This is a genomic window from Bradyrhizobium paxllaeri (genome assembly GCF_001693515.2).
GTDB lineage: Bacteria > Pseudomonadota > Alphaproteobacteria > Rhizobiales > Xanthobacteraceae > Bradyrhizobium > Bradyrhizobium paxllaeri.
In genome coordinates, this window is the sequence record NZ_CP042968.1 from 1,041,514 (window position 1) to 1,067,551 (window position 26,038).

Annotated in this window: 24 protein-coding genes; 11 read left to right on the forward strand and 13 right to left on the reverse strand. The window is 62.9% G+C overall.

What is annotated here, in order from left to right:
• Window positions 1–178: 178 nt before the first annotated feature.
• Complete coding sequence (locus LMTR21_RS04865; RefSeq protein ID WP_084030422.1) at window positions 179–625, reverse strand: hypothetical protein; 447 nt, start codon at window positions 623–625, stop codon at window positions 179–181.
• 122 nt (window positions 626–747) lie between these two features.
• On the opposite strand from LMTR21_RS04865, the gene LMTR21_RS04870 reads away from it, so the two are divergent.
• Window positions 748–1,359 (forward strand): hypothetical protein, encoded by a 612-nt coding sequence (locus LMTR21_RS04870; protein ID WP_065750982.1) that lies wholly within the window; start codon window positions 748–750, stop codon window positions 1,357–1,359.
• A gap of 156 nt (window positions 1,360–1,515) precedes the next feature.
• Here LMTR21_RS04870 and mdlC read toward each other — a convergent pair whose 3' ends face one another.
• Together mdlC and LMTR21_RS04880 are read right to left on the reverse strand one after the other, a co-directional pair.
• Window positions 1,516–3,138 carry a benzoylformate decarboxylase gene (mdlC, locus tag LMTR21_RS04875; RefSeq protein ID WP_065750983.1) on the reverse strand — a complete coding sequence of 541 codons (1,623 nt, stop codon included), beginning with the start codon at window positions 3,136–3,138 and terminating at the stop codon, window positions 1,516–1,518.
• Window positions 3,139–3,276: 138 nt separating this feature from the next.
• On the reverse strand, window positions 3,277–4,842 hold the full coding sequence (locus tag LMTR21_RS04880) for an amidase family protein (RefSeq protein ID WP_065750984.1): 1,566 nt from the start codon (window positions 4,840–4,842) through the stop codon (window positions 3,277–3,279).
• A 233-nt stretch (window positions 4,843–5,075) separates the two neighbouring features.
• Here LMTR21_RS04880 and LMTR21_RS04885 point away from each other — a divergent pair, with 233 nt between their 5' ends.
• Window positions 5,076–5,393: an Arc family DNA-binding protein gene (locus LMTR21_RS04885; RefSeq protein WP_187399310.1), complete on the forward strand. Its 318-nt coding sequence runs from the start codon at window positions 5,076–5,078 to the stop codon at window positions 5,391–5,393.
• A gap of 154 nt (window positions 5,394–5,547) precedes the next feature.
• Here LMTR21_RS04885 and LMTR21_RS04890 read toward each other — a convergent pair whose 3' ends face one another.
• Together LMTR21_RS04890 and LMTR21_RS04895 are read right to left on the reverse strand one after the other, a co-directional pair.
• A complete protein-coding gene (locus LMTR21_RS04890) occupies window positions 5,548–6,510 on the reverse strand; it encodes a dihydrodipicolinate synthase family protein (RefSeq protein ID WP_065750985.1) in 963 nt (320 codons plus the stop codon).
• Window positions 6,511–6,528: 18 nt separating this feature from the next.
• A complete protein-coding gene (locus LMTR21_RS04895; protein WP_065750986.1) occupies window positions 6,529–8,265 on the reverse strand; it encodes a flavin-containing monooxygenase in 1,737 nt (578 codons plus the stop codon).
• Between the two features lie 263 nt (window positions 8,266–8,528).
• Here LMTR21_RS04895 and LMTR21_RS04900 point away from each other — a divergent pair, with 263 nt between their 5' ends.
• Window positions 8,529–8,753: a hypothetical protein gene (locus LMTR21_RS04900; RefSeq protein WP_141688110.1), complete on the forward strand. Its 225-nt coding sequence runs from the start codon at window positions 8,529–8,531 to the stop codon at window positions 8,751–8,753.
• A 30-nt stretch (window positions 8,754–8,783) separates the two neighbouring features.
• On the opposite strand, the gene LMTR21_RS04905 is transcribed toward LMTR21_RS04900, so the two are convergent.
• The 3 genes from LMTR21_RS04905 to LMTR21_RS04915 are packed head-to-tail and all read right to left on the reverse strand — an operon-like array spanning window position 8,784 to window position 11,947.
• On the reverse strand, window positions 8,784–9,647 hold the full coding sequence (locus LMTR21_RS04905) for an HTD2 family dehydratase (RefSeq protein WP_065750987.1): 864 nt from the start codon (window positions 9,645–9,647) through the stop codon (window positions 8,784–8,786).
• Window positions 9,644–10,771, reverse strand: coding sequence for a CaiB/BaiF CoA transferase family protein (locus LMTR21_RS04910; protein WP_065750988.1), 1,128 nt, complete (start codon window positions 10,769–10,771; stop codon window positions 9,644–9,646). The genes LMTR21_RS04905 and LMTR21_RS04910 overlap by 4 nt, the downstream gene beginning before the upstream one ends.
• Window positions 10,772–10,780: 9 nt before the next feature.
• Window positions 10,781–11,947 (reverse strand): acyl-CoA dehydrogenase family protein, encoded by a 1,167-nt coding sequence (locus LMTR21_RS04915; protein WP_065750989.1) that lies wholly within the window; start codon window positions 11,945–11,947, stop codon window positions 10,781–10,783.
• Window positions 11,948–12,075: 128 nt separating this feature from the next.
• Here LMTR21_RS04915 and LMTR21_RS04920 point away from each other — a divergent pair, with 128 nt between their 5' ends.
• The 4 genes from LMTR21_RS04920 to LMTR21_RS04935 all read left to right on the forward strand — a co-directional run bounded on the left by LMTR21_RS04920 (window position 12,076) and on the right by LMTR21_RS04935 (window position 15,229).
• Window positions 12,076–12,999: a LysR family transcriptional regulator gene (locus tag LMTR21_RS04920; RefSeq protein ID WP_065750990.1), complete on the forward strand. Its 924-nt coding sequence runs from the start codon at window positions 12,076–12,078 to the stop codon at window positions 12,997–12,999.
• 220 nt (window positions 13,000–13,219) lie between these two features.
• Window positions 13,220–13,600 carry a BlaI/MecI/CopY family transcriptional regulator gene (locus LMTR21_RS04925; protein ID WP_065750991.1) on the forward strand — a complete coding sequence of 127 codons (381 nt, stop codon included), beginning with the start codon at window positions 13,220–13,222 and terminating at the stop codon, window positions 13,598–13,600.
• A complete protein-coding gene (locus tag LMTR21_RS04930; RefSeq protein ID WP_065750992.1) occupies window positions 13,600–14,247 on the forward strand; it encodes a M56 family metallopeptidase in 648 nt (215 codons plus the stop codon). The genes LMTR21_RS04925 and LMTR21_RS04930 overlap by 1 nt, the downstream gene beginning before the upstream one ends.
• A complete protein-coding gene (locus LMTR21_RS04935) occupies window positions 14,156–15,229 on the forward strand; it encodes a DUF3471 domain-containing protein (protein ID WP_187399311.1) in 1,074 nt (357 codons plus the stop codon). Before LMTR21_RS04930 ends, LMTR21_RS04935 begins: the two co-directional genes overlap by 92 nt.
• Window positions 15,230–15,379: 150 nt before the next feature.
• Here LMTR21_RS04935 and LMTR21_RS04940 read toward each other — a convergent pair whose 3' ends face one another.
• On the reverse strand, window positions 15,380–16,168 hold the full coding sequence (locus LMTR21_RS04940) for a hypothetical protein (RefSeq protein ID WP_141688112.1): 789 nt from the start codon (window positions 16,166–16,168) through the stop codon (window positions 15,380–15,382).
• A 169-nt stretch (window positions 16,169–16,337) separates the two neighbouring features.
• On the opposite strand from LMTR21_RS04940, the gene LMTR21_RS04945 reads away from it, so the two are divergent.
• The 3 genes from LMTR21_RS04945 (at window position 16,338) to LMTR21_RS04955 (ending at window position 18,196) form a co-directional block, all read left to right on the forward strand.
• Window positions 16,338–16,580 carry a hypothetical protein gene (locus tag LMTR21_RS04945; protein WP_065750995.1) on the forward strand — a complete coding sequence of 81 codons (243 nt, stop codon included), beginning with the start codon at window positions 16,338–16,340 and terminating at the stop codon, window positions 16,578–16,580.
• Between the two features lie 163 nt (window positions 16,581–16,743).
• On the forward strand, window positions 16,744–17,964 hold the full coding sequence (locus LMTR21_RS04950) for a vanadium-dependent haloperoxidase (protein WP_065750996.1): 1,221 nt from the start codon (window positions 16,744–16,746) through the stop codon (window positions 17,962–17,964).
• Between the two features lie 4 nt (window positions 17,965–17,968).
• Window positions 17,969–18,196: a hypothetical protein gene (locus tag LMTR21_RS04955; RefSeq protein WP_065750997.1), complete on the forward strand. Its 228-nt coding sequence runs from the start codon at window positions 17,969–17,971 to the stop codon at window positions 18,194–18,196.
• Between the two features lie 202 nt (window positions 18,197–18,398).
• Here the strand turns inward: LMTR21_RS04955 and LMTR21_RS04960 are convergent, their stop codons facing one another.
• From LMTR21_RS04960 to LMTR21_RS04975, 4 genes are all read right to left on the reverse strand, one after another.
• Window positions 18,399–19,187, reverse strand: coding sequence for an SRPBCC family protein (locus LMTR21_RS04960; protein WP_065750998.1), 789 nt, complete (start codon window positions 19,185–19,187; stop codon window positions 18,399–18,401).
• Window positions 19,188–19,198: 11 nt separating this feature from the next.
• On the reverse strand, window positions 19,199–19,786 hold the full coding sequence (locus LMTR21_RS04965; protein ID WP_065751034.1) for an ArsR/SmtB family transcription factor: 588 nt from the start codon (window positions 19,784–19,786) through the stop codon (window positions 19,199–19,201).
• Between the two features lie 72 nt (window positions 19,787–19,858).
• Window positions 19,859–21,337: an FAD-dependent monooxygenase gene (locus tag LMTR21_RS04970; RefSeq protein ID WP_065750999.1), complete on the reverse strand. Its 1,479-nt coding sequence runs from the start codon at window positions 21,335–21,337 to the stop codon at window positions 19,859–19,861.
• Between the two features lie 243 nt (window positions 21,338–21,580).
• Window positions 21,581–22,780 (reverse strand): adenylate/guanylate cyclase domain-containing protein, encoded by a 1,200-nt coding sequence (locus LMTR21_RS04975; RefSeq protein ID WP_065751035.1) that lies wholly within the window; start codon window positions 22,778–22,780, stop codon window positions 21,581–21,583.
• A 1,389-nt stretch (window positions 22,781–24,169) separates the two neighbouring features.
• Here LMTR21_RS04975 and LMTR21_RS04980 point away from each other — a divergent pair.
• The gene (locus LMTR21_RS04980) at window positions 24,170–25,858 is read left to right on the forward strand and encodes a Na/Pi cotransporter family protein (protein WP_065751000.1); all 1,689 of its coding nucleotides are present in this window, start codon (window positions 24,170–24,172) and stop codon (window positions 25,856–25,858) included.
• Window positions 25,859–26,038 lie beyond the last annotated feature (180 nt).

The window sequence follows — 26,038 nt, forward strand, 5'->3', positions numbered from 1 at the left end:
CACGATCCGGAACGGCGATGCTGCGGGGTACGGGCACTGGGTGCAGCAGGAGGCGCCCGCGGCGACCAACACCACTCTGCAACGGTTCATCGACGGGCTTCGAGGCGTCGCCGCTTGCACACCGGACTGGAGCACAGGAGAAGGGCGGTCCTTCGGCCGCCTTTCCCGTTTGGCTACCTTACTGGCACCTGTGCATCAGGCCGTCTTCGAGGCGGACCAGTGTGCCGGGCTGGCAGATAATGCCATTGCGCGCCGCGTAGTCCTGACTCCATACGCCGGGGCCGCCGTAATAAGCGGGGCCGCCATATGCGCCGGGACCACCGTAATAGGCGTAAGGACCGGCGCCAGCGTAGTAAGGGCCGCCACTGCCATAATACGCAGCGCTCGCTCCGGCAGCGACAGCACCGGCAGCGACAGCACCAGCGCCCATTGCCGTCGCGCGGCCAACCCTCCGCGCCGACCGGCGGGGGGTGACGCCCGGGGTCGATGGGTCAACCATCTGTGCCTGCGCGCGCTCGATGGACAGCGAAACGCCTTTTTGTTCGCTCCGGTCAAATGACAGCATGCTCGCGCATGCGAATACGGAGACCACGAGGGCGGCTTTTCCGAGCATTGGCTGTTTCATGATACTCACTCCACAGTTGCCCCATACCGAATTCTCGTGCGAGCGTAGAATGCCGTCAAGTAACGTTCCGCGGACGGAACTTGCGGGCGAGTTGGCAAGCGTTTGAATCAAATGGGGTTCTTATGAGCTGGCGTGCCTGGCTATTCGGAAAAGCTGCACCGGCGCCGGATGCTCCGCACGCGCTACTTGCCGATATCGAGAAGCAGGGCAGGCAATATCTCGACGACGCCGACAACGGCAAATGGGTCTACCCGGCATGCAAGCGCAAATCCTCGGACGCAGGCGCCGACAAGCAGACGGTCTGCGATCATACGCGGCTGGAGGCCGTTCGCTATCTCCTGATGGTGCCGCGAGGTGAGTTCAAGCTGCTCGCGGAAGCGGATTCGCAAAGTGCGATTCTCGATGCCTATCTTCGCCAGCGGCCGCATGAAGACACCGTGATCGAATTCTCCGGCAATACCATGAATGACCTCGCGATATCAGTGGTCGCCGGATTCAACTGGCTTAATCATTGCGCCAGCCTCGCCGGCGCCGACCGCCGGCAGTTTTCCGGCATGCTCAACCACTTTCGCAAGGTCGCGACATCGGCGCAGAAGTGGTGGGAAATGGATGGCGCGAAGGAACGCTACGCGCAGATGTTGCAGGCAGGGCAGGAGCCGCCGCTGCTTTTGAATCTGGTCTGGGCGGATTACGGCCGGCTTGCGGGGGAAGTCGCGGCGGTGCGTCGCGCATAGCCTTTCGCGTGGCGTCGTGGCCTATCCCCGTCATTGCGAGCGCAGCGAAGCAATCCATAGCGCGGCAAGCTGAGCCATGGATTGCTTCGTCGCTTCCGCTCCCTTGCACAAACGCTTCGCGTTTGTCGCAGGCAATGACGGAGAGAGAGGCGTGCCTCACCCCTTCTGCGCGTAGAGCAGCGGCACCGCCGAATCCACCAGCACCTCGATCAGACTGACGCCGTCATGGGCGAGCCCGGTCTTTAGCGCGCCGGCGAGTTCGGATGATTTTGTCACGCGCACGGCGTGGCAGCCCATGCCTTCGGCGAGTTTGACGAAATCGATGCCCGGCAGTTCGAGACCGGGCACATTGCGCACCTGCATCACCTGGCTGAACGAGCGCATCGCGCCGTAGCCGGCATTGTTGATCACCACCACCGTCAGCGGCAGATTGCGGCGCGCGGCGGTCCACAGCGCCTGGATCGAATACATCGCCGAGCCGTCGCCGATCAGGCAGACGGTGCGCACGCCCGACCGCCCCAGCGCCATGCCGACCGCCGCGGGCAGGCTGTAGCCAAGGCCGCCGCTCGCCATGGTGTAAAAACTGTCCTGGCCGCGCATCGGCATGAACTTTTGCATCGCCGGTCGATGCGACGGCGCTTCCTCCACCAGCACCGCATTGTCGGGCATGGCTTGAGAGAGCGAGTGCAGCAGGAATTCGACGGGGAGCGGATCGGCGGCCACTGGTGCCGGTGGCAGCACGCGGGCGGGCGGCATGGCGCGCTTCGTCTCGGGCAGCAAATCGAGCAACATCGCGAGCGCCGGCTTCATGGTGGCGATGATGCTGGCGCCGGAGGGCGCGACGGCGGCGGCGTCAGGATCGTCGGTGATCTGGTAGATCGTGGTGGCGCCGTCGAAGATCGCGGCATGGCCCTCGACGTGGAAGGTGAAGACCGGCGCGCCGATCACCACCACGAGGTCATGGCCGCGCAGCGTGTCCGATAACTGTCCGGGCGAAGCATGCAGGAAGCCGGCGAATTGCGGATGCCGTTCCGGAAACGAGCAGCGCGCCGAGAACGGGCTGACCCACACCGCTGCCTTTGTCTTCTCCGCCACCTTCACCATCAGCTCGACCGCTTCGGCACGGTCGACCGCGGGGCCGACGACGAGCGCCGGGCGCTTGCTGGCGATGAGAGCATCGGCCAGCGCCTTCATTGCGTCGGCGTCGGGCCCGAGCTCGCGGCTGACGTGGCGGGCTTCGACCGGCTGCGTAGGACGGGTCCAGTCATCGATCGGGATCGAGACGAAGGTCGGCCCGCAGGGCGGCTGCATCGCGACATAATAGGCCCGCGCGATCGCAGCCGGCACGTCTTCGGCGCGCGCCGGCTCGACGCTGTATTTGACGTAGGGACGTGGGAATTCGGAGGCGCGCTCGGCATAGAGAAAGGCCTGCAGCGGCAGGATCGAGCGCGCCTGTTGCCCAGCGGTGATGACGAGCGGCGTCTGGTTGCGATGGGCGGTATAGATATTGCCGAGCGCATTGCCGACGCCGGCGCCCGAATGCAGGTTGACGAAGCCGGCGTTGCGGGTCGCCTGCGCATAGCCATCGGCCATGCCGACGCAGGAGGCTTCCTGCAGGCCGAGCACGTAATCGATGTCGTCGGGCCAGTCGCTGAGGAAGGGCAGTTCGGTGGAGCCGGGATTGCCGAACACGCGCTTGATGCCGAACGCGCGCAGCAGGCCGAAGGTGGCGTCCTTGACCGTCAGGGAATCGGCTTTGGCTGGTTTTCGGGACGACATCGGGCGGCGGCTCCCATCTGGATTTTCTTGTGTTCCGCCATGGCCCTGGAGCGAAGGCGGAAGCGATCCACCTCTCGATGGATTGCTTCCCGAAGTCAAGCCGGCGGGCCGTGCGAGGACGCCACCGCCAAGGCCCGCTCAGGCCATCTTCTCCCACAGCCGGGGTACCAGCGTTCCCGCTCGCTTCTCGATCGCCGCCGCGGCATCCAGTGCGAGATCCTCGCGATAGCGCCCCGCAATGAGTTGCACACCGATCGGCTGGCCTTCATGCAGCGTTACGGGCACGACGGCGCCGGGCAGACCGAGCACATTGATCGCGGAAATGAAGCGCAGGTCGTTCCAGAACAGTTCACCCGTGCGCTCCGTGCTGATGGCATCCTCGCGCGGGCCGGGCGTCGGCTTCACCGTCGTCGGGGCGAGGACCACAGGGAAATCCTCAAGGAACAACTGCCAGGCCCGGATATGGGTGTTGCGCGCCGCCGTGGCGCGCATCCAGCCCAACAAGTCGAGCGTGTTTGCCTTCGACTTGATGCCGCTCCAGGCGGCATGGAAATCGGGCGAAGTCACTTTCAGCATCCCGGCTTCCTGCAGCATCGCGGTTTCGTTGGTGATGATGTCGCACCAGGTCTGCCAGACACCGTTGATATCAGGAACTTCGATCTCGCTGACACGGTAGCCCGAACGCTCGAGATGATCCGCGGCCTGCCGGAGCGCAGCACGCACCGAGGGGGCGACGTCCATGTCGTCAGGTAGCTTCGCGAGCGCGACCTTGATCGGGCCTTTCGGTTTCGGCCCGACCAGGGGCGCTGCGACCCACCAGGGATCCCGCGGATCGCGCCGGCTCATGACCTCGAGCGCCGTCCTGACGTCGTCGACGCTGCGCGCCAGCGGCCCTTGCGCGGACATCAGATGCGCGAGCATCGGCCGCTCTGTCGCGGCGCTCTCGTTATAGGCGGGGATGCGGCCCTGCGTCGGCTTGATCGTGACGACGCCGTTGCAGTGCGCCGGCCAGCGTAACGAACCACCGATGTCGTTGCCGTGCGCGATCGTGCCGATGCCGGCTGCCACCGCGGCGCCGGCGCCGCCGGACGAGCCGCCGCAGGTGATATCGGGATTCCACGGGTTCAGCGTAAGCCCGTGCAGCGGGTTGTCGGTGAAGCCGCGGAACGAGAACTCGGGCGTGTTGGTCAGGCCGATGACGATCGCGTCGGCCTTTTTGAGATTGCGCACCACCGGCGCATCGGAGGGAGCGATAATATTCATCTGCGCGGCCACCCCGTTGGGGTTGGGCCGCCCCTCATAGTCGACGTTTTCCTTGATCGTGATCGGCACGCCGTGGAGCGCACCGAGCTCGGCCCGTCTTGTTCGGGCGTTGTCCGCGGCTTTGGCCGCTTTCAGCGCTTGCTCCGACAGATCGACGACAACCGCGTTGAGCTTCGGATTGACATCGCGCACTCGCGCGATGTGCGCTTCGACGACCTCCATCGAGGAAATCGCGCCTGAGCGGATGGCGGCTGCCGTCTGCAACGCCGACCATTGCCAGACTGGCCCCTTGGGCGGGCGCGCCTTGGCGGACTTTCGTGAGGTTGGTTTCTTCTGTGCTTTTGCGCCTGCGCCTGCGCGGCTGGCGGACTTTTTCGTCGATTTCTTCGGTGCTGCTTTTGCCGAGCCGCTCTTCCGCTTGGTCACGGTTTTCTTTGCCATTTCTCGCCCCATTTCTGCGCTGAGAACGTTAAAGACGCCGGAGCCGCGAGTCGAGACGGGTGGAGAATTTTGTGGGGTCCGGAGGCTGGAATAGCCCTTGGGCCAAGGGGGCAGGTCGAATGCAGCGCGCCTGATCTTTAGTCAACGTCCTCAATCACGCCTGAATTGTCGGATTGCTTCGCAAGCTTCATCGAGGCGCAATTCCTTGTGGCTTGGCCCCAGGAGAGACGAGCGTGGCCAGGAAAAAAGCAACCTTACCAGAACCGGTCAAGCCCGCGGCGCCCCGGACAAAGAAAGCAACAGTAACTGGCAGGACGTCGGATCGGGTTCAGCTCCGTCTGCCAGAGAGGATACGAGACAAACTCGTCGAAGCGGCGATGGCAAACGCGCGCTCGCTCAACGACGAGATCATTTATCGGCTCACGCAGTCGCTGGAGCGCGACGAGATGCAGAAGCTATCCGACCGCCTCAAGGCACAAGGCGACCGGCTTGCAAAGTTCGAGGGAGAAATAGCCGCCATGGTCGAGCAACTCAGGCTACGCGACGACTAAAGCGTGATGACGTTTCTTCGAATCGTCATCCCGCTTTATCTTTTTGTTTGAGCATGATCTTTTCGGAAAACCGCTCACACTTTTCCGGATCATGCTCTAGCATCCGTGCAGCGGCCGCGTACCCGAGCGCCTTGCAATTATCTTTCAGCCCTGACTATGCCGCGTTGCGCCCCTGCTCGGTTCGGGCGTCGAGCAGCGCTGCCTCGACCAGCGCGCTTCGGATCCGCGCAATTTCCGCGTCCGATATTTTGACCAATGGCGGACGCACAACGGCGCGCGGCAGTTTGCCGAGCAGTACCAGCGCTTCCTTCATGCGGTTGTGCATGTCGACAAAGGGATCGGCATAAAACACGCGCGCCGTCGGATGGATCCGATCGTTCAGCCGGCGGGCTTCCGCGAGATCGTTGGCCTTCACGGCACGGTACAGCCGGGCCTGAAGATCGGCGATGACGCTGCCGCTGCCGGAAAGCAGGCCATTGCAGCCGAGCACCAGCGAGCTCAACAGCCATGCGCTGTTGGTAGACAGCACGTTGATGGGGCGCGCACGCCCCTGCAAGGCGCGAATCTGGCTTTCATGCTGCGCCACCTGTGGCGTCCAGTCCTTGATGGCGCGGATGGTCGGCACTTCGTCGAACAGCCGCTCCAGCGTCGCCGCCGGATAACCCTGGCCCGTGGCCAATGGATATTGAAACACGATCAGTGGCAGATTGGTCGCATCGCTGATCGTCTTGAAATGGGCCAGCGCCATCTCGGCCGACTGGCCGAGGGAGAAGGGCGCCGGTGGGAATACCAGCAGCGCGGAAGCGCCGCCGGCCTCGGCCTGTCGAGCGATCCGCGCCGCCTCCAGGCTGCCGTCCGCCCACACGCCGTGAATGATCGGCAGTTTGTCGCCGACTTCCTCGCTGGTGATCTCCATGACGCGGCGCTGCTCGTCCTGGGTACAGGAGGCGACCTCGGTGGAATGAGCGTTGACCGTGATGGCAGACAGGCCCTGCACCGAGGCGACATCGCGCAAATGAGCGCGGAAACTCGGCTCGTCGATCGAGAAATCGTTGTGGAACGGCAGCAGTACCGCCGGGATCACGCCTTGAGGCACGAAATCAGGATGGCGGCTCATGTCTCGTCTCCTCCTGGCTCAAACGACGGGGACGCGCTTCGCCGCCACCGCGGCCGGCGAAATAACCTCGATGTCCAGCGGCACCTGCCAACGTTCGGTGAAGCGCACCTGCGGCGGCGTATTGCTGGAGCGCGCACCCTTCAGAACGAAGCCGTCATAGGCATTGTTCATCACCTCATTGCACTTCTGCACATAGATCGGAAAGCCGCCGATATAGGGCATGAACACGCGAGGCCTTCCGGCAATGTTGGTGCCGACATACCAGGAGCTGCAGGTCGAACGCAGCGAAACCGTCGAGACGTCGTTGACGTGGGCGACCCAGGCGTCCTCGTCTGCCTGAACGGGCTCGATGCTGCGGGCGCCGACATCGCGCATGTGACTGAGGCAATCGGCCAGCCAGTCGACATGTTGCTCGATCGCCTGGATCATGCTGGCCAGCACCGACGGGCTGCCGGGGCCGGTGATCATGAAGAGATTCGGAAATCCCTCCGAAGCAAGGCCGAGATAGGCGCGGGGGCCGGCGCGCCATTTCTCGCTGAGCGTACGGCCGCCGCGGCCGGTGATCCCGATCTTGTCGAACGAGCCGGTCATGGCGGCAAAGCCAGTGGCGGAAACGACGGCGTCGAACTGATATTCGGTGCCATCAACCACGATGCCATCTTTGGTGAATCGCTCGATCGGCGTCTGGGATACGTCAACCAGCTTCACATGCGGCAGGTTGTAGGTCTGGAAGTAGTCGGTATCGACACAGAGCCGCTTGCAGCCGAACACGTTCTGCGGGCATAGCAACTCGGCGGTCGCGGGATCATTGACGATGCCGCGGATCTTCTGCCGTGCGAATTCGGCGATCGTATCGTTAGCCGACTTTTCGAACAGGAGGTCGCCGTAGGCGCCGAGAAAGGGAAGTCCGCCGCGCTGCCACGCCGCTTCGTATTGCTGCTGACGCTCCTGCGCGTTCGCCTCCAGGGCCGGCTGGGTATTGAACGGGAAATAGAAGCCGGTCGGACGGGCGCGCGCCTTCGCGCGCAGTTCCGGATAATGCGCCTTGGCTTCCTTCAAATATTCTGGCGACAGTGCCTCATTCCACGCCGGCACGGACCAGGTCGCGGTGCGCTGGAACACGGTGAGTTGCGACGCCTGTTGCGCGATCATCGGGATCGACTGGATTGCCGACGAGCCGGTGCCGATGACGCCGACGCGCAAGTCCGTGAAGTCGACGCCTTCGTGCGGCCATTCGCCGGTATGATAGATCGGGCCGCAGAAGTCATCCATGCCCGGGAAGGCCGGACGGTTCGGCGCCGACAGGCAGCCAACTGCCATGATGCAGAATCTTGCCGTGACGCAGTCGCCGCGATCCGTCTCGATCAGCCAGCTATCGGTCTCCTCGTTGAAGGTTGCCGCCGTGACGCGGGTGTCGAACACGATCTGGCTGCGCAGGTCGAAGCGGTCGGCGACGTGGTTGGCGTAAGCGAGGATTTCCGGCTGCGGCGAATACTTCTCCGACCAGTTCCATTCCTGGTCCAGCTCTTCCGAGAACGAGAAGGAATATTGCAGGCTCTCGACGTCGCAGCGGGCTCCGGGATAGCGATTCCAATACCACGTCCCGCCAACGCCGCCGCCGGCCTCGTAAACCCGGGCCGTGAATCCGAGCCCCCGCAACCGATGCAGCATGTAGAGGCCGGCAAAGCCGGCGCCGACCACGACGGCATCAAAAGCTCCCGTTTCGGGAGGGCGCGCTGTACTCGCCTGACCCATGGCCTGTCGGTTCCCTCTGCTTTTCTTGGTCACGTTCTCTTCGACGCGAGAGCAAGATTAGGGCGGCGGCACGGAGGTCGGCAAGCTGGACTGTCACCGCATCACGAATGGCACCTATGCCGCGCGCGTGTCGCTTCAGGAGTCATGGCCCCTGACCGGCGCTCTGTGATTATTCTCGGGAGCGGCTTGTACCTGTGGATCGCGAAGCGGCGCTCTGCGAGGATGGAAAATGCCGCCATTGCCGTCGAGGCGGGGGCTGCCGAATGACCGTCGTCCGATCGGGTTCTCGGCAATGGACCAGTCCTGCGGTGCTGGCTGTTATTACCGTGGCCGGCCTCTCGGCATTGATCGGAGAAGGCGGCATCTGGTGGGCGTTTTCGTGGGTGGCGCTCGCAGTGCCCTGCGTGTGCAGCGTCTTCTATTTCATTCGCGGCGCTTTTGGTGCGCCGGCACCGTCTGCGATTGATGGCGAGCGGTCGACCCGCTAACGTCAACGAAGTTGTTGGCGGGTGGCGACCCTACCAGGTCGCTGTGCCCTTCATCGTCGGTTGGCCCTCGGCGTTGGCGATCCACAGTTCCATGCCGGCGTGGGTCTCGTTGGCGTTGATCGAGAACTCGCTGCCTTCGAACAGCGGCTGCACGCCGCGGTAGCTGAATTTCTTCGGCGCCGAGTCGCCGTGAAGTTTTGCCGCGAATTCGACGATCAGGGCGGCCTGCAGGGGACCATGGAAGATCAGCCCCGGATAGCCCTCGATCTTGGTGACGTAGTCGCGGTCGTAGTGGATGCGGTGGCCGTTGAAGGTCAGCGCCGAATAGCGAAACAGCAGCACGGGATCGCTGACGTGGCTTTCGCGATGCTTTGCGACCGGCGGCGGAGGAGGGGCTTTCGGCGGGGAAGCGGGCGCTGTGCCGCCGATATCGCGATAGACGATGTCCTGCCGCTCGCGGACGGCAACGCCGCGCGGTGTCGTGACCGTGTGTTCGACGGAGACGAAGCACAGCGTGCCGGTCGAGCCGGTCTTCACCGTCACATCTGCGATCCGCGAGGTTCGCGTCGATTCATCGCCGACGCGCAAGGGCTCAATGAACTCGATCTCGCCGCCGGCCCACATCCGGCGCGGCAGCGGCACCGGCGGCAGGAAGCCGCCGCGCGTGGGATGCCCGTCGGGGCCGAGCATCGACATCGGAAACACCGGCTGCGCCAGGCACCAATGCGTGGTCCACGGCGCGGCGTCACCCGTCTGGGGCTCGCCGATGTCCTGAAACAGCGTCGCGCGCAGGCCCTTCACGAGTTGTGCAGTGACGATGTCGGATGCTTCCGTGCTGCGGCCGATCCATTGGCGCAGATGGTCGAGATCGAGTTTGGCGGCGGCTTCGGTCATGACTTCAGGCTTTTGATACGGGCTGCGGGAAGTTCGACGTGTTCGCCGATGGCGGGCACGGGGCCATAGTGCCTGTCTTCACCAACGAAGATCGCGGCGGGCGCGGCATAGCTCACCTTGCCGTTGGGCGTATCGACCTCGATGCGGCGCAGATGCGGGTGCACGGCGAGATCGGCCATGGTGTTCACCTCGGCGAAGGCAATGTCGGCCTCGTCGAGGCGCTTGAGCAACTCGACGCGATTCATCGAAGCAAAGGCATCGGCTACCGTCTTGTCGGTGAGCTGGCGGTTGCGCACGCGCTCGACCATGTTGGCAAAGCGCGGATCGTTCGGCAGGTCGGGCTTATCAATCACCTCGGCGCAAAGCTTCTTCCACTCGCGTTCGCTCTGGATCGAGATCAGGATGCCCTTGCCGTCCTTGGAATTGAACACGCCGTAGGGCGCGATCGAGGGATGGGCCAGCGCCATCCGCTTCGGCGGATTGCCGGCTTCCGAATTGATCAGCGGCACCGCCATCCAGTCGGCCATCACGTCGAACATCGAGATGCGGATATCGGCGCCCTTGCCGGTGCGGCCGCGCGCGATCAGCGCCTCAAGGATCGCCGCATGCGCGGTGGCGCCGGTGGCGATATCGACGACGGAGATGCCGACGCGCGACGGACCCTCGGGGCCGCCGGTGATCGAGGCGAGCCCACTCTCGGCCTGGATCAGCAGATCGTAGGCCTTGCGGTCGGCATAGGGGCCGCTGTCGCCATAGCCGGAGATGGTGCAGCAGATCAGCGCCGGATAGTCCTTCTTCAGGCGCTCCAGCGAGAAGCCGAGCTTGTCCATCGAGCCCGGCTTGAGGTTCTGCAACAGCACGTCGGCGCTCGCGATCAGCTCTTCCAGCGCGGCGCGGCCCTCTTTGGTCGCGAGGTCGATCACTTGCGAATTCTTGCCGCGGTTGAGCCAGACGAAATAGCTGCTCTGTCCCTTCGCCGCCGCATCATAGCCGCGGGCGAAATCGCCCTCGGGGCGCTCGACCTTGATGACATGTGCGCCGGCATCCGCCAGCCGCGAACTGCAGAACGGGGCGGCGACCGCCTGTTCGACGGAGACGACGATCAATCCTTCCAATGGCAGCATCTGGCGTTCTCAATAGGAGCGGGGCAGGCCGAGCACGTGCTCGGCGACGTAGGACAGGATCAGATTGGTCGAAATCGGCGCGACTTGATACAGCCGCGTTTCGCGGAACTTGCGCTCGACGTCGTATTCTTCCGCAAAGCCGAAGCCGCCATGGGTCTGCACGCAGGCATTCGCCGCTTCCCAGGAGGCATCCGCCGCCAGCATCTTGGCCATGTTGGCTTCCGCGCCGCAATCGAGACCGGCTTCATATTTGCGGGTGGCTTCCTTCACCATCAGTTCGGCGGCGCGCATCGCGGCGTAAGCCTTGGCGATCGGGAATTGGATGCCTTGATTCTGGCCGATCGGACGGCCGAACACGGCGCGCTCCTTGGCATAGCCGGTGGCTTTTGCGATGAACCATTTGGCGTCGCCGATGCATTCCGCTGCAATCAGAATGCGCTCGGCGTTCATGCCGGACAGGATGTAGCGGAAGCCCTTGCCCTCGTCGCCGATCAGGTTCTCGGCCGGCACCCGCATGTCCGTGAAGAACACTTCTGTCGTGGCGTGGTTCATCATGGTTCTGATAGGGCGGATCTCCAGACCCTTGCCCTTCACCTCGCGCATGTCGACGATGAACACGGAGAGGCCATCGGTGCGCTTCCTGGCCTGTTCCTTCGGCGTGGTGCGCGCCAAGAGGATCATCAGGTCGGAATGTTCGGCGCGGCTGGTCCAGATCTTCTGGCCGTTGACGATGTAGTGGTCGCCGTCGCGCTTGGCGACGGTCTTCAGCGAGGAGGTGTCGGTGCCGCTGGTCGGCTCGGTGACGCCGAACGCCTGCAGCCGCAATTTGCCGCTGGCGATGGCCGGCAGATACTTTGCCTTCTGGGCGTCGTTGCCGTGCCGCAGCACGGTGCCCATCGTGTACATCTGGGCATGGCAGCCGCCGCCGTTGCAGCCGGCACGCTGGATCTCTTCCAGGATCGCCGCCGCGGCCGAGAGCTTCAGCCCGGAGCCGCCATATTCCTCGGGGATCAGCACTGAGAGATAGCCGGCCTCGGTGAGCGCATCGACGAACGCCTTCGGATACGCCATCTGGCGATCCAGCTTGCGCCAGTATTCGCCGGGAAATTGGGCGCAGAGCTTGGCGACGGCGTCGCGGATGTCGTGGAATTCGTCTTGTTGTTCTTGTGCGGTCATTGGTTTTTTTTGGGCGTTGATGGTGGTTGATGTCAATTGCCTAAGGCGCGGGCCGTTGTGAAACGGCGGCAGTGCCCCTATGCTGAATTGTTATAGCGTATGAACCTGCCTTCGAAGATTGGCAAGCGATGGATATCCGGCAGCTCAGGACTTTCAGTTGCGTGGCCGAGCTCGGCAGCCTCAGCAAGGCTTCTGACACGCTTCGCGTGGCGCAGCCGGCGCTGAGCCGGCAGATCAAGCTGCTCGAGCATGAATTGCGCGCCGAGCTGTTCACCCGGAACGGCCGCGGCATGGTGCTGACGGATGCCGGCCGGCTTCTGCTTGCAAGGACGGCCGGCATCGTCCGGCAGATCGACCAGGTGCGCGACGAGATCCAGTCCGCCGGCGGACCGCCCTCGGGCCGCGTGGTGCTTGGCCTCGTGCCGACCGTGAGCTGCGTGATTTCGGCGCGGCTCGCCCGGCGCACCGTCGACACCTATCCGGGCATCTCGCTCTGCATCGTCGAAAGCTACAGCGGCCATCTGACCGAATGGCTGCACCGCGGCGAAATGGACCTGGCGCTGATCTATGGTCCGTCGAGCGATCTGCATCTTGCCGTGCAAGGTCTCGGTCGCGATCCGATCGTCGCCGTCGGGCCGCGCGGCAGTGGCCTTGCGAAAAAGAAGCAGGTCGATATCGGCTGGCTGCTGAAACAGCGCCTCGTGCTGCCAAGTCATTCGCACGGCCTCCGGGCGCTGATCGAGCAGGCGGCGGCGAAGAAGAAATTGAAACTCGACGTCAAGCTGGAAGCGGATTCGTTCCGCGTGTTGACGAGCCTCGTTGAGGAAGGCTTGGGATATACGCTGCTGCCGCCGTCCTCGGTGCGAAACGAAGTCGCCAGCGGCCGGCTGGAGGTGGCGGCGATAGCAAAACCGTCACCGATGCGCGAACTGACCCTTGCGTCTCCCATCGATCATCCCGGCTCGACTGCGATTGCGCTGGTCACCGAATTGCTTCGCGACGAGCTGATCGCCTGCCGCGAAGAGGGCCTCTGGGACATCAGGCTCGCCTGAGCTGATATCGGGCCGTGGCGATTGGCTTAGAGCAAAACGGCCGAGGGCGGCATTCTCATCTGGCTACAGCTGTCATGCCGCAATTGTATAGGGCGTAAGTCGCTGACGCCTTTCAATGAAATTGTCGAAGCAGTGCTATTGATCGTGGCCGCCTGGCAAACCGTTGACCAATGTCGCTTCTATATGTTACACGTTGTAACGTTATCGAAGGTCGCATATGATGGATGATGATCTACCGGAGCTCGGCGAGCTTGAACGAGAGGTGATGCTGCTCGTGTGGGCTCATGCGCCGATCACCGCGGAATCGGTGCGGGAGCGGCTGGATCGACCGCTAAAGGAATCCACCGTGCGCACCGTGCTGCGCAGGCTGGAAGAAAAAGGCTTCGTCGCGCACGAGGTCGAGGGGCGGACGTTTTTGTTCCGTCCGGTTGAGGATCGCCGGAAAGTGGCAGCGAAGGCAGTTAGGCGTATCGCCGCCTGGTTCTGCAACGGCTCGATCGAGGATGTGCTCGTCGGCATCGTAGACGCCAAGATGCTGAACAAGAAGCAGCTCGAACTGCTGTCGCAGAAGATTGCGCAGGCAAAGAACGAGAGGAAGTGATGTTGGCAATCGTCGTCGAAGCCGCGATCCGCTCATCCATCCTGATCGTGGCGGTCTGGCTTGGATTGAAGGCGCTGCGCGTGAGCAATCCGCACCTCCTGATGTCGGTATGGCGGTTGGTCTTGCTCGTTTCTCTTGCGTCCCCCCTTCTGGTCGGCCGGCCGATTTTCACTTTGGGAGCAGACGTGTCGTCTGCTCTTGTCGTTCTGACGGGAAGTAGCTCGATCTCCTCTTACACGCCAGACTTCGTCCCCGTTCCTGTTACGCCGCATGGCGGAATCTCGCAGCATTTCAATTGGAGCGTGCTTGCCGCCGCGATCTATCTGTCGGTTGCCGGCTGGCTTCTGCTGCGCTTGGCGATTGGCACCGTGCTCAGTTGGCGGCTGCGGGTATCGGCGCATCCCGTCCACGAGGATTGGACCGTGGGCAGGGACGTGCGTTCAAGTCCCGAGATCGCGGCACCGGGGACGTTCGGCTCAACCATTCTCCTGCCTGCACATTACGGCACCTGGGATGTTCTGGACCGGCGCGCAATTATGGCTCACGAGGAATCGCATGTGCGTCGAGGCGATTTCTATCTGCTGTTGCTGGCGGCGATCAACAGGGCCGTTTTTTTGGTTCAATCCTCTGGCCTGGTGGATCAATAGCCAGATCGTCTATCTGGCGGAAGCCAGAAGCGACGCCTCGGCGATTGAAGATATCGAAGATCGCATCCGCTATGCCGAGCTTCTTGTCGGGCTGGGGCGTGGACCGCGTGGTCCGATAAGCCTGGCCATGGCGAGATCCGAAACCGTCGCGCGACGGGTCGAACAGCTTCTGGCAGAAACCTGTCTGCCAAGAAAGGTCGATTGGAAGACACGCGCGGCAATCATCGCCTGCATTCTGCCGCTGGCGGCAATCTCGACCGGCGTGGTGGCGCAGACCCCTTCATCTCCAAGAGCGGACAGTGCAATGACATTTGATCCCGACGCGATCGCAAAACGCGCGCAAGAGCAGGCGCAGCCGCGTACAGAGGCTCCCATCGATCCGAAGATATTCGACAATTACGTTGGCTATTACCTGCTGGTGGGGCAGGTCTTCACCGTCACGCGGGAAGGCGATCAATTCTTCACGCAGCTTCCTAGCCAGCCGCGAGTGCAAATCTATCCCGAGAGTTCAACCAAATTCTTCGCCAAGGTCGTCCATGCCCAGATTTCCTTCATCACGGACCCGCAGGGGCGAGCCAATGCGCTGATCCTGCATCAGGGCGGTCTGGAGCAAACCGCGAAGCGAATCGACAAGGCGGAGGCGGACCGCATAGCCGAGCAACTCGCAAAGCGGATGAAGGACGGCATTGCGCAGCAGGGCAGTGAAGCGGCGCTACGTCACACCATCGAATCGCTTCAGGCCGCACAGCCGAACTACGACGAGATGATGCCGTCATTGGCCGAACTCACGCGCCGGCAGCTGCCGAACCTCAAGCGTGCCCTGGAAGAATTGGGGCAGCTGCAATCGATCTCGTTTAGAGGAGTCGGTGGTGGTGGCTTTGACATCTATGAAGTCCGATTCACGAATGGCTTGGCGATCTGGCGGATTTTTATGACACCGGAAGGAAAGATAAGCGGACTTCTGCTTCAGACCGGACCGTAGTCGGTTGCCATGCGGGAATTGCGGTGAGCAGGTCGGCCGCGCCGGGCGCGGCCGAAAGCGTCAATGTGCCTGCCGTTCTCAGCCGGCTAAGGTACGGTCATCGGCAGCCGCGAATAGCTCCGAAGCGCCGGAACCGACTGCCAATCAAGATCACTGCGTTCCCCCGCTCGGAAGAGAGACTTGGCGCGTGTACCACGGAATGGACGCAATACTCACCAGTTTCTCTGAGCCGTCGAAAAGCGGCGCAATGTTCGAGCCTTTGATCTTGAATGCAACTTTCTGGACTCGATCGACCCCAGTCTCACTGCTCCGCACGACGTCAATTGCCTGCTCGATCCGGTAGATGCGATAGAAATCCGGCATCTTTGCTGAGTAGATCCGCGCTTCCACCTTGGTCCTCGCAGTGGGCGCGTGGCCGAATTGCAATTGGACCGAGACGCCCGCGTTGTCATTGGCGCTAAAATCCCACGATTCTTCTGCGCTCGATCTGCCCTCTGGATCAGTGCGTGTCGTTCGCGCAACGGTCGCCTTGGCAAGCTCGAAGGCACCATATGCACCCGGAACGTTGCCGGCGTTGGACACGAACCCGGCAAAGACCATTGGCGCCGTCGCTTCCGTTCCCGTTTTCTTCGCCAGGAACACCAGTACGGCGCCTTGCCCGGTTGCCTCGGGCTTCCCGTCCGGACCTTGGATAGTAATAGCGTCGATAAGAACTAAAAGTACGTTGGCCCCTTTTGAGGGCCCACTACCGACCGGGTTCGATTGCCAGCCGGCGGGTACGAATTTTTGGAGAGCCGACTCAGTCACCTTGAAGGACAAGACGGTGCGGACCTCACCATAGGTGCCGACCAACTTCTCCTGAGCTAGCGCGGGATATGCCGCGGACCCGACGAGCGACAGTGCGGTGGCGCCTACCACCAACAACTTCCCTATTGCCATGTGGACCTCCCTGAAAGTGTGAGAGACACGCTGAGTGGTTATTGAAATTCGGACAACCTCGGCGTCCGAAGTTTGATTTAGCGCAATCCACACTTGTCGCATCGCTGTTGAACTTTCGCGAGGTTCCCGTGACCCAACCTAAGGGGGCTTCCGGATCACGGAGGTTCTGATGACGAGACATCGAACGATTACTGGGTTCGTGGCTGTCGCCCTGCTCGCGGTCGCCGCAACCGCCGCCACCATGAAGTCGCACTTGCATTGGAACGACGGCACTGTCGTCTCCGCCGGTACGACTGCGAAAGACCTCCCGGTCGACGCGAATGAGCTACCGGCTGCGAGTTTTGACGACCGCTGGTCCGCGATGTCGGCTCCGACAACTGATACGGCTGAGCGCAAGCCCGACGATCGCTAAGTACTGTCTTGGCGAAGCCTGCAAAGGCTCTTGGTCGTTGGGGCGACGCTTGCGCGTAACGGGCGCGATTGCGGCTGTGCGCACGACAAGATGATTACGGAGGTACATCCACACCCCATTTTTGGAGTCATTTCGAAAATTCAACTTTTCGAAGGAGGCAACGATGAACGTATTGAAAGTTGCAATCGTCGGCCTGGCCCTGATTTCCGCTCATACACCGGTCCGCGCTGATGTCATCGGCGACTGGAACAACACTGCAATGGACGTAATGAAGGCCGTCAACGTCGCCGGCAATCCCTGGACGCGCAGCATGGCCCTGGTGAACGTGTCGATGTCTGACGCGGTCAACTCGGTGCAGAGCCGATATTCACGTTACATACCGGAGCTTCCAGCTAACCCGAATGCCTCGGCCGAGGCCGCGGCAGCGGCGGCGGCCCGCGAAATTCTCATGCGCCAGTATCCCGGCCAGAAGGAGCGGATTGAGGCAGCCTTCGCGGAGACGATGAAATCCATTCCGGACAATCCCGCACGGGCCGCAGGTATCGATCTGGGTAAAACCGTTGCGGACGCCGTTTTCGCGGAACGGCAGAGCGACGCGACAAACATGCCCGACACATATCGTCCGCTCACCACGCCTGGTGTCTGGGTGCCGACCACGCCGCCGATCTTCCCGCAATATGCGACGGCCAAGCCGTGGGGCATGGACAGCGCCAGTCAGTTCCGCCCGGCTCCACCCCCAGCCCTCAACAGTGCCCTTTACGCGCGCGATTACAACGAAACCAGGGAAATGGGCGGCGCGAAGAGCACGAAGCGGACCGACGCGCAGTCCGACGCCGTGCGCTTCTGGACCCAGGCCAACCTCGGGCCGGCATGGTTCCAGGCGGCCAGGCAGGCATCCGCGCGTCACAATCTCCCTGTTGCAGAAAGCGCGCGCGTATTCGCGCTTATGTCCATGGCACTCGCCAATTGCTTCATCGTCGATTGGGACGCCAAGTTTCAGTATAATTTCTGGCGACCGATCACCGCGATCCGCAACGGCGACCAGGACGGCAACGATGCGACCGAGCGCGACGCCGGCTGGCTGCCGCTGAACACCACGCCGATGCACCCGGAATACCCGTCGCAGGCGGGAATCAACGCGGGTGCGGCGCGAGGCGTTCTGGAAGCTGTTTTCGGCAACGGGACGGAAAGCTTCACCGCGACCGATACGTCCGACGCGCGCCTTTCGCGCCAGTTCACCAGCTTTGCGCAGATGGCCAAGGAGCACGAAGAAGTGCGCATCTGGGGCGGCATTCATTTCCGCAATTCGCTGGAGGTCGGAGACGCGATGGGTCGCAAGGTCGCCGACCATCTCGTGGCAAACTACATGAAGCCTGTGCGGTAGGCCCATGTTCGGCGCCATCTCACGGCGCCTGGTAACCGGCGGCGCGCTGCTGCTCGCCGCCTTCCTCGCCGCTGATGCCGCTGGCATCGACGACGATCTGCCCGACGTTTCCGACCAGATCGGGCGGATGGCCGCCGACGTCGCACACGAATTGCAGCAAGTCTGTCCGCCCGCTTCGCCCTCGGACAACGTGCACTGCTCGAAAGCGGCGCAGCTTTCGAACAACAGGTGAAGGCCGCGAAGGATCGGGAAGCAACACATCGGAATTGAATGGCACGCGACTGACCCGGTCGCGGCACGGTAGCCAGACTCGAATTGAAGCGAGCCAGCAGATCCAGGCCACCATCCTGTCGGTGTCGCGCCAACTCGCCAACGCCGCTTGATTAGCTTACCGGAAATGACCGCTGTGGTCTGAAGCTGCCGATGCGCAATGTCTACGGCTGTGGTGGGAATTGACGATCAAGCCAACGCCGCCAATCGGCCTCGACGTGACCAGCCACGGCGCGCCCTGCGTCGCCGTAGAGGTAGAGACGGATCGACAGCAAAGTTGTCCCTCCCATCGGCATGGCGAAGAGATGTGCGAGTCCATGTGCCGGGTGCTCGAGCAGCAATTGCACCATTGGCCATTGCGGAGGATTGACGGCTTCTGCGATGCCGCGCAACTCTGGCGTTCCGGCTTGTGTCGCGAAGCGCGCACCGGCGCTTGCCTCAGCCAAGCCGAGCGGGCCGACCAGGCGGTCCCAGGCATTGGTGTCGTTCGACATCGCGGAAAGCGCGACGATCGTCGATGACTGCCCACGAAATTTCTCCAGATAGAGCCGCAGGTTCCGGAAGAATGCGATCCAGCCGTAGGTGTGCCCCTCGAACTGGCCATCCCAATCGTCGGTATCCGCGAACCAGCTGTGAACGACCCTGACCACACATGTGCCGCCGTCCTTGGCTTCGACGGTCCACTCGGTGGCCACCGCGCCAGGTCCTTCGTGCGTTTCGGCAACGAAGCGCTTGGCCGGCTCCCAAACGGTGATCTTGGCATCGGAATCCATTCCCGGGCCAAAGTTCGATTTGGTACGGCCGCCGACTTTCTCGTCCAACGTCGTCGGCACAAACCACGACGAGATGCCGGGACCTGTCGCAATCGCCTGCCAGACCTCTTCGGGTGTGCCGGGGACTTCAACCTTGGCCTCGACGCTGCGACGGCCAGACGGTTCCTTCTTTACGGGCATGGTCCGTCCTTTCAGTGAGACGCTTGAGGCAAAGGATGAGACACGATCACCAATCGATGGTTACGGCCGGCCGAAGCGCTCGCAACGTGGTAGCGGCTGACCAGCTCGGTGATGGCTTGCGTCAGCTCATGCGTGAACGCCACGCGGGCCGCGGGAGACGCGAAGCGAACCTCTGTATCAACCGCCAAGGTCGCAAGCTGCTTGTCGGCTTTTCGTGCGCGTTTCCAGAGATCGCCGACCTCGCGAACGATCCGGGCACCGAGTGCGATCAGATAGCTGGCCGCGAGCTGATCCTTGCTGCGTTTCGGATCGGCGGCGACCGCGCCCAAGGCCTCGGGCGAAACAACGAACGATTTGGCCGACAACACCAGCAGCCGCTCGGTCAATCCGCCCCACTGCCGTTCGTCCGCGACCTCGACCAACCCGCACGCTTCGAGCGCGCGCAGGTGATAGTTCACCTTCTGACGAGGCAATCCCACGCGCGTCGCCAGAATCGCCGCAGACGCGGGCTCTGCGAGTTCGGCCAGCAACCGGCTTCGCATTGGGTCAAGGGCGGCTACCGCAACCGCCGGATCGCTGATTACTTCGATGTCGATCATGGCGGTAGCGTACATTGACAAATTTTTTTGTCAATGGCTCGATCGGCGTAGCCGGTCGCGAAAACCCTTCAGCTACGCCGTGGCAGGGGGGCCGAACCAATTGGTCAGCGCGGCAGCGAGTCCAAACCGGGCCTCGTCGCCAACCCAGGCCACATGTCCGTCAGGCCGGATCAGCACGGCGCTGGGAGCGGTGACTGCGCCAAGCACCGGAAGCTCCCACGCACCGGCATATTGGGCGTCGACCTGCCGTACCCGATCCGCCCACAGCGTGATGTCGAAGGCGCCGGGCTCACCGAGGTTGAGCAGCAGCGGCCGGGCATCATGCAGCAGGGCGAAGGTGCGCAGCGGACCGTCCGAGGTGATGAGGTCGAGGTCGGGCATGCGGCGGCCCAGCAGGGGGTGTCCCTCGCCGAGGTCGTAGTGGATGTCGAGGCCGGACATCATCGCCGCAATTCGTTTGCGCGGCTCGTCGATGCCGAGCAGTTCGGACATGGTTTCCTGCAGGGCCTTGACGCGGTCGTCGGGACGACGCATCAGCGCGACTTGCGCCATCGTATTGCACAGCACGCGCGCCGCGACCGGGTGGCGCTCGGCGTGATAGCTATCCAAGAGGCTTTCCGGCGACGTCTGCTTGACCACCTGGGCCAGCTTCCATCCGAGATTCACCGCATCCTGCACGCCGGTGTTGAGGCCTTGTCCTCCCGCGGGGTAATGCACATGCGCGGCGTCGCCGGCCAGCAGCACGCGCCCCTGGCGGTAGGACGCCGCCTGCCGTGTCATGTCGGTGAAGCGGGAGATCGAGGTCGGGCTGTGGATGCCATAGTCGGTCCCGTAGACCGCGATCAGCGCCTCGCTGAGATCGTTCAAGGTGGGCTCGCTGGTGCCACCAAGCTGCTGTTCGGTCACCATGACCCGGACCGGCCCGCCATCCTCCATCCGGCTCAGTCCATGGATGCCGCTGATGTCATGGCGCATGCCCCATTCCGGCTCCCGGGCGACCTCCACCTCGGCGATCAAATGGCTGGTGGTCGGATCCCAGCCGGGGAAATCGATGCCTGCTGATTTACGGATCAGGCTGCGGCCGCCGTCGCAGCCGACGAGATATTTCGCCCGCAGCGATGCTCCGTCGGACAGCGCGACGTCGACGCCGCTGTCGTCCTGCGTAAAACCTGTCACCTCGCGCCCGCGATAGACCGGCACCGAAAGCTCCTCGACCCAGCCGGCGAGAATGCGCTCGATATGGTTCTGCCACAGCGCCAGCCCGTAATTGTGCCGGGTGGGAAAGTCGCTGATATCAAGCCGGATAAAGGCGAAGCCGGCGACCTGGGCCACCTGTCCCTGCGCGAGGAACCGATCGGCGATGCCGCGCTGATCGAGTACCTCGATGGTGCGGGCGTGCAGCCCGCCGGCACGCGAGCCGACGAGGTCCTGGCTGGTGCGCCGCTCGGCGATGGCAACATCGACGCCCGCGAGCGCCAACTCGCCGGCCAGCATCAGGCCGGTGGGGCCTCCACCGGCGATGATCACCGCATGATCGGTCAATGCACCCATTTCGTCACCCCGCAGGTTGTGGCTTCGGTCAGCGGTTGTACGGGATATCAGGGGTCTTGAAGCAAGCCCGTTGCGCCCCACATATTGAAGTGGGAGAGGGGCCGCTGTGTGCGGCCCTTTTCGTCATGGCCGGGCTTGTCCCGGCCATCTATGTCTTTCTTGATTGATTGAAGCAAAGACGTGGATGCCCGGGACAAGCCCGGGCATGACGAGCCCGATAGAAACAGCCGGCCAGCTCGTCGTTCAGCCGTGATACGCAAACAGCTCGATCGGCTCGCTGAAGCCGCGCACGGGGTGTTCGCCAACGTGTTCGAGGTCGAAATCGCTCTGCACCAGCTCGGCGAACGCCTTCGACAGCAGCACCGTCCTGCCCAATTGCTTGGTGAGCGCCTCGAGCCGCGAAGCCATGTTGACCGCGGGACCGATGACCGTGAAATCGAGCCGGGTGCGCGAGCCGATATTGCCGTACATGACGTCACCGACGTGGATGCCGATGCCGTAGTTCAGCGGCGCACGGCCGGTCTTTCCATTCGCTTCGTTCAGGGCAATCATGGCCTGACGAGCATCGGTCACGGCGCGCAGCAGATTGGCGCAGGCCGATGGCTGGCTGAGCGGAAAAATCGCGAGCAGGCCGTCGCCGATGAATTTCAATATTTCTCCGCCATGCCGCACGATCGGCTCCGACATCGCGTCGAAATAGCCGTTGAGGAGATCGATGACGTCATCACGCGGCCAGTTGTCGGAGATCTTTGTGAACTCGCGCAGATCGCAGATCATGATGGCGGCGCGCACCGTCGTGCCGCTGCCGCGCCTTGTGGCGCCGGCCAGAATGAGTTCGCCGGCGTGCGATCCGACATAGGTTTCGAGCAGCGTTCGCGCCAGCCGATTCTTCATGCGGATTTCGCTGACCAGCGCCAGAACCGGCAACAGCTTGCGCAGCTCGGCGATATGCGCGTCGTCGAAACCGCCGGGCCGGTCGGTTGAGAAGGTCACGATGTGCCGCTTGCCGAGCGTATGGTACAGCGGCCAGGCCACATAGTCGGTCAGGCCTTTCGCGCGCATCTCGTCGTAAAGGGCGTGACTGCGGCCGAGCGGGGAATCGCGTTCGAGGTTCTCGCGCACCTCGGTGGCGCCATCAAGGATTTCGCTGGCGGGACTGCCGATATACTCGGATCGCTCCCTCACATCGTAGTCGACCCGTTCAATCTCCGCCTCGCGCATCCCGTCCGCCCATATGATCCGGGCACCAAGCCATTGCGGATGATAGATCAGGAGATGAAGCGTCGCCCGCTTGACCGGAATGCCGGCGTGCTGAAGCCGCATGCACAGCTCGGCGAAAATATTGTCGATGAAGCGCTGATCGCGCGTCTCGTTCGTCAGCCAGTGTACGACGGCATTGTCGGAATCGGCGGGAACGGGATCGATGTTGCGGGGCGCGTCCATATCTTCGTCCTCGGCGGTGAGCTCGGTCGGCGGTACGGGATATGTCGTGTCCCGGCTCGACGGTGTCAACGGAGGCCGCTTCAATCTGGTGAGCTTTGGGCTGTGCGTTGAGGGACGCCACGCAGACTGACAGCGCTGCAAGGGAACGTCGACCGCAGGCATAGCAGCCGCCGGGAGTGGGCTTGCAGGAAGAGTGATGCACCGCCGATATTGCGACAAGCGGAAATGAGCGGAATGATGATTCCGCTCACAAAGTGGTTCAACTAAAGATTTTAGTTGGGAGCTTTACCAACCAAAAGGGAGGCGCTATAGACGGTGCCTGAAGTGCAATCAAAGGTGGCTCGAGCGTTCATGCCAACTCATCTCGGATCCATCGTGCCGGCTATCGGCGCAATGTGGTTTATGTGCTTTCTGCTCGCCTATACGCTCACCGGCAGACAAGCCTCACTTTGGCTCGTAATCGGCACTGGTGTACTGGCTATTGCCCTGGTCTGGCTTGTGAAGTCGCGCGGCTCCAACACCTAGCGCGGCCGCAACTCGGCCGGCAGATCCATAGCGCGCACAGTCACTATGCAATGACGTTCCGAGGATGAAGTATGCCGCGGCGGCGATACCATCTCGCTTGCAGTATCTGGTAAGCGTGGCGGTGGTCGTTCTTCCGCAGACGGGAGCACCTCTGACTGATCGGAGTTCACCGCGCGGTACCCGTTGAGGGTTTTGCCCTGCATCTCGCGCTCGAAAATTTCCTCGGGTATCGCCGCGAGTTTCTACCAGCGCGAGGATTGATTGTAAGAAATGTCCACATCGGAAAGCCTCGTGTCCGTCCAGGCGTTTGGCCGGCCGTGGCGTTCGTCAACGGACTGTTCGCAGCCGATGCAACCCGGCCAGCGGCGTTTGGTGCTCGACACATCAAACACTCGACTAATTCGTGAAAACGACCACGCATGCTCATCGCCGTTCCGCTTCGAGGTCAAATATCAGCGCGTCCCAAGGAGCGTTGCGCCAGGCAATTCTTGCTTGCGCGCCCCGACGAGATACATGCCCTTGGCTGCGGTACAGGGGGCTGGATTGAGCCAACGCGGTTTTCTCGCCGGAGCGCGCGCACAAGAGAGCTCCTGTGGTTGCGATGTTACGAAAACTGAAACGTTCGGAAAGCCGGCAATCTGGATGTACCAATTTTGATGGTACCGGGTAACTGTCAGCAAGCGTAGCCCGAATGAGCCGACGGGTCGCGCGAGTGCGCGCCCGATGTCAGGCTCCGCGACATCCGGGTTTGGTGATGCCTGGTCCGGCACATCGCTTTGTTCATGCGAGCCCCTGCTGCGTTATCGGTACAACCGCGCTACAGTGCGAGAGCTGGCCTGATCGTCATTCACCTCAGGAGCCCGCATGTCCACGGCAATCTCGGTACTCGGCGGCGTAGGTCTGTTCTTGCTTGGGATGACCGTGATGACCGAGGGCCTGAAGACGCTGGCCGGCTCCGCTCTGCGCGCGATGCTCAGCAAGGCGGCGGCGACGCCGCTGCATGGCTCCTTTTGGGGTGCTATCGTCACGCTCCTGACGCAGTCCTCCAGTGCAACGACCATGACGACGATCGGTCTCGTCAGCGCGGGCTTGTTGACGTTCCAGCAAGGGTTGGGCCTTGTCTTCGGCGCGAATGTCGGCACCACGGGGACCGGCTGGCTGGTCGCGCTCATCGGCGTCCGTGTCTCGCTCACGGCCGCGGCGCTGCCGATGATCTTCGTCGGTGCGTTGACCAAGCTTCTGACGCGCGGCCGACTATCCGGGGCGGGCGCCGCTCTCGCCGGGTTCGGGCTTGTGCTGTTCGGGCTGACGACCCTGCAGCAGGGCATGGGTGGGCTGGCCGAACGGTTGCACCCGGCGGACCTGCCTGCGGTTCTCGGAGGTCCGGAAGGCCGGTGGTGGTCGGGCCTGCTCGGCGTGCTGGTGCTGGTCGTGATCGGACTGGTGATGACCGCGCTGATGCAGTCGTCGACGGCCGCGGTCGCCGTCACGTTGTCCGGCTACTACGCCGGTGCGGTCGGGCTGGACCAAGGCTGCGCGCTGATTATCGGCCAGAACATCGGAACAGCAACGAGTTCGGCCCTGGCAGCGATCGGCGCGAGCACCACCGCCAAGCGGCTGGCCATCGCTTATATCCTTTTCAAGCTGATCGCCGCCCTGATCGCGCTGATGCTTTTTCCCGTCGTCATCCCTCTGCTTGAGCGTGCCTCGAGCACCGTCGATGGCGTCACGTTGCTGGCCGCGTATCACACGGCGTACAATGTTGTCGGCGTAGTGGTCCTGCTGCCCCTGATCGACTGGTTCACGCGCCTGGTCGAGCGTATCCTGCCCGAGCGTAGCTCACCGCTTACGCGGTGCCTCGAACCCTTGGCGCTCGCCAATCCGATCGTGGCGGTGGAAGCGGTGCGGCGAACGATCGCGCGGGTGCTCGTAACCGTGTGTGGTTCGGTCGAGGCGGCACTGGCCGGCAGCGCCAAACCAATCCGTCTTGGCAAGGACACCGTATCGGTGCAGGAAGCGGCCGACGCCTTGCGCCAGGCACAAATATTCCTGTCTGATGTGACCGGACCGCCTGATACCGACGACGAGCAACGGCGTCTCACGAGCACACTGCACGCACTCGACCGCGCGTCTCGACTGACGGAAGTGGCGAACGGAGGGATCAATTTCGGTTCGGTGCGGGATGGGCCGGAGGACAGTCGCGCGGGAGAACTATGCGCAGAAGCGATGCGGAGCGCAGCCGCGATTGCGCGCGGCGTGGCGGTGCCGCCCCGCGTTGCTGGATCGCCACAGGTCGCGCCGGCCTCACGTGGCGCCGACGCCATGGCCGGTCCGCGCGCGATTCCGCCTGACGAGGCGATTGCCGAGCTCGAGCGTTGTACGACGCAACTTGGCGAAGCGCTGCGTATCCATCGCAGCGCGACGCTCGGCGCGGTCGCCAATGGAACGCTCACCGCCGACGCCGCACTGCTTCGCGTCGACACGGTACGAAGCCTCGAAGCGATGTCGCTTCATGCTTGGCGCTCCGCGGCTCATCTTGTCGGTCGCGGCTAGCCAAGGAAACAAGACTGCGGCGGGCTCTACCGGAACCAGGCGGATCGCGCTTGAGACGGACCGCACGGCTGCGGTTGTGGCGAAGAGTACCATGCCGGCGAGAAGGCGCCGAGGGACGATGCCCTGGACGGGATCATCCCATGCCTCCTCATCGGGCACGCGTTTTGACCTGGCTCAAGC

Excerpts from the sequence above, each read along its gene's own strand:
- LMTR21_RS04920 (WP_065750990.1), top strand. The coding sequence starts at position 12,076 with ATGGATATCCGGCAGCTCAGGACTTTCAGTTGCGTGGCCGAGCTCGGC.
- LMTR21_RS04915 (WP_065750989.1), bottom strand. The coding sequence starts at position 11,947 with ATGACCGCACAAGAACAACAAGACGAATTCCACGACATCCGCGACGCC.
- LMTR21_RS04975 (WP_065751035.1), bottom strand. The coding sequence starts at position 22,780 with ATGGACGCGCCCCGCAACATCGATCCCGTTCCCGCCGATTCCGACAAT.
- LMTR21_RS04905 (WP_065750987.1), bottom strand. The coding sequence starts at position 9,647 with ATGACCGAAGCCGCCGCCAAACTCGATCTCGACCATCTGCGCCAATGG.
- LMTR21_RS04965 (WP_065751034.1), bottom strand. The coding sequence starts at position 19,786 with ATGATCGACATCGAAGTAATCAGCGATCCGGCGGTTGCGGTAGCCGCC.
- mdlC (WP_065750983.1), bottom strand. The coding sequence starts at position 3,138 with ATGTCGTCCCGAAAACCAGCCAAAGCCGATTCCCTGACGGTCAAGGAC.
- LMTR21_RS04940 (WP_141688112.1), bottom strand. The coding sequence starts at position 16,168 with ATGGCAATAGGGAAGTTGTTGGTGGTAGGCGCCACCGCACTGTCGCTC.
- LMTR21_RS04935 (WP_187399311.1), top strand. The coding sequence starts at position 14,156 with ATGTGCGTCGAGGCGATTTCTATCTGCTGTTGCTGGCGGCGATCAACA.
- LMTR21_RS04925 (WP_065750991.1), top strand. The coding sequence starts at position 13,220 with ATGGATGATGATCTACCGGAGCTCGGCGAGCTTGAACGAGAGGTGATG.
- LMTR21_RS04870 (WP_065750982.1), top strand. The coding sequence starts at position 748 with ATGAGCTGGCGTGCCTGGCTATTCGGAAAAGCTGCACCGGCGCCGGAT.
- LMTR21_RS04945 (WP_065750995.1), top strand. The coding sequence starts at position 16,338 with ATGACGAGACATCGAACGATTACTGGGTTCGTGGCTGTCGCCCTGCTC.
- LMTR21_RS04900 (WP_141688110.1), top strand. The coding sequence starts at position 8,529 with ATGACCGTCGTCCGATCGGGTTCTCGGCAATGGACCAGTCCTGCGGTG.
- LMTR21_RS04950 (WP_065750996.1), top strand. The coding sequence starts at position 16,744 with ATGAACGTATTGAAAGTTGCAATCGTCGGCCTGGCCCTGATTTCCGCT.
- LMTR21_RS04895 (WP_065750986.1), bottom strand. The coding sequence starts at position 8,265 with ATGGGTCAGGCGAGTACAGCGCGCCCTCCCGAAACGGGAGCTTTTGAT.
- LMTR21_RS04980 (WP_065751000.1), top strand. The coding sequence starts at position 24,170 with ATGTCCACGGCAATCTCGGTACTCGGCGGCGTAGGTCTGTTCTTGCTT.
- LMTR21_RS04970 (WP_065750999.1), bottom strand. The coding sequence starts at position 21,337 with ATGGGTGCATTGACCGATCATGCGGTGATCATCGCCGGTGGAGGCCCC.
- LMTR21_RS04955 (WP_065750997.1), top strand. The coding sequence starts at position 17,969 with ATGTTCGGCGCCATCTCACGGCGCCTGGTAACCGGCGGCGCGCTGCTG.
- LMTR21_RS04960 (WP_065750998.1), bottom strand. The coding sequence starts at position 19,187 with ATGCCCGTAAAGAAGGAACCGTCTGGCCGTCGCAGCGTCGAGGCCAAG.
- LMTR21_RS04880 (WP_065750984.1), bottom strand. The coding sequence starts at position 4,842 with ATGGCAAAGAAAACCGTGACCAAGCGGAAGAGCGGCTCGGCAAAAGCA.
- LMTR21_RS04890 (WP_065750985.1), bottom strand. The coding sequence starts at position 6,510 with ATGAGCCGCCATCCTGATTTCGTGCCTCAAGGCGTGATCCCGGCGGTA.
- LMTR21_RS04865 (WP_084030422.1), bottom strand. The coding sequence starts at position 625 with ATGAAACAGCCAATGCTCGGAAAAGCCGCCCTCGTGGTCTCCGTATTC.
- LMTR21_RS04930 (WP_065750992.1), top strand. The coding sequence starts at position 13,600 with ATGTTGGCAATCGTCGTCGAAGCCGCGATCCGCTCATCCATCCTGATC.
- LMTR21_RS04910 (WP_065750988.1), bottom strand. The coding sequence starts at position 10,771 with ATGCTGCCATTGGAAGGATTGATCGTCGTCTCCGTCGAACAGGCGGTC.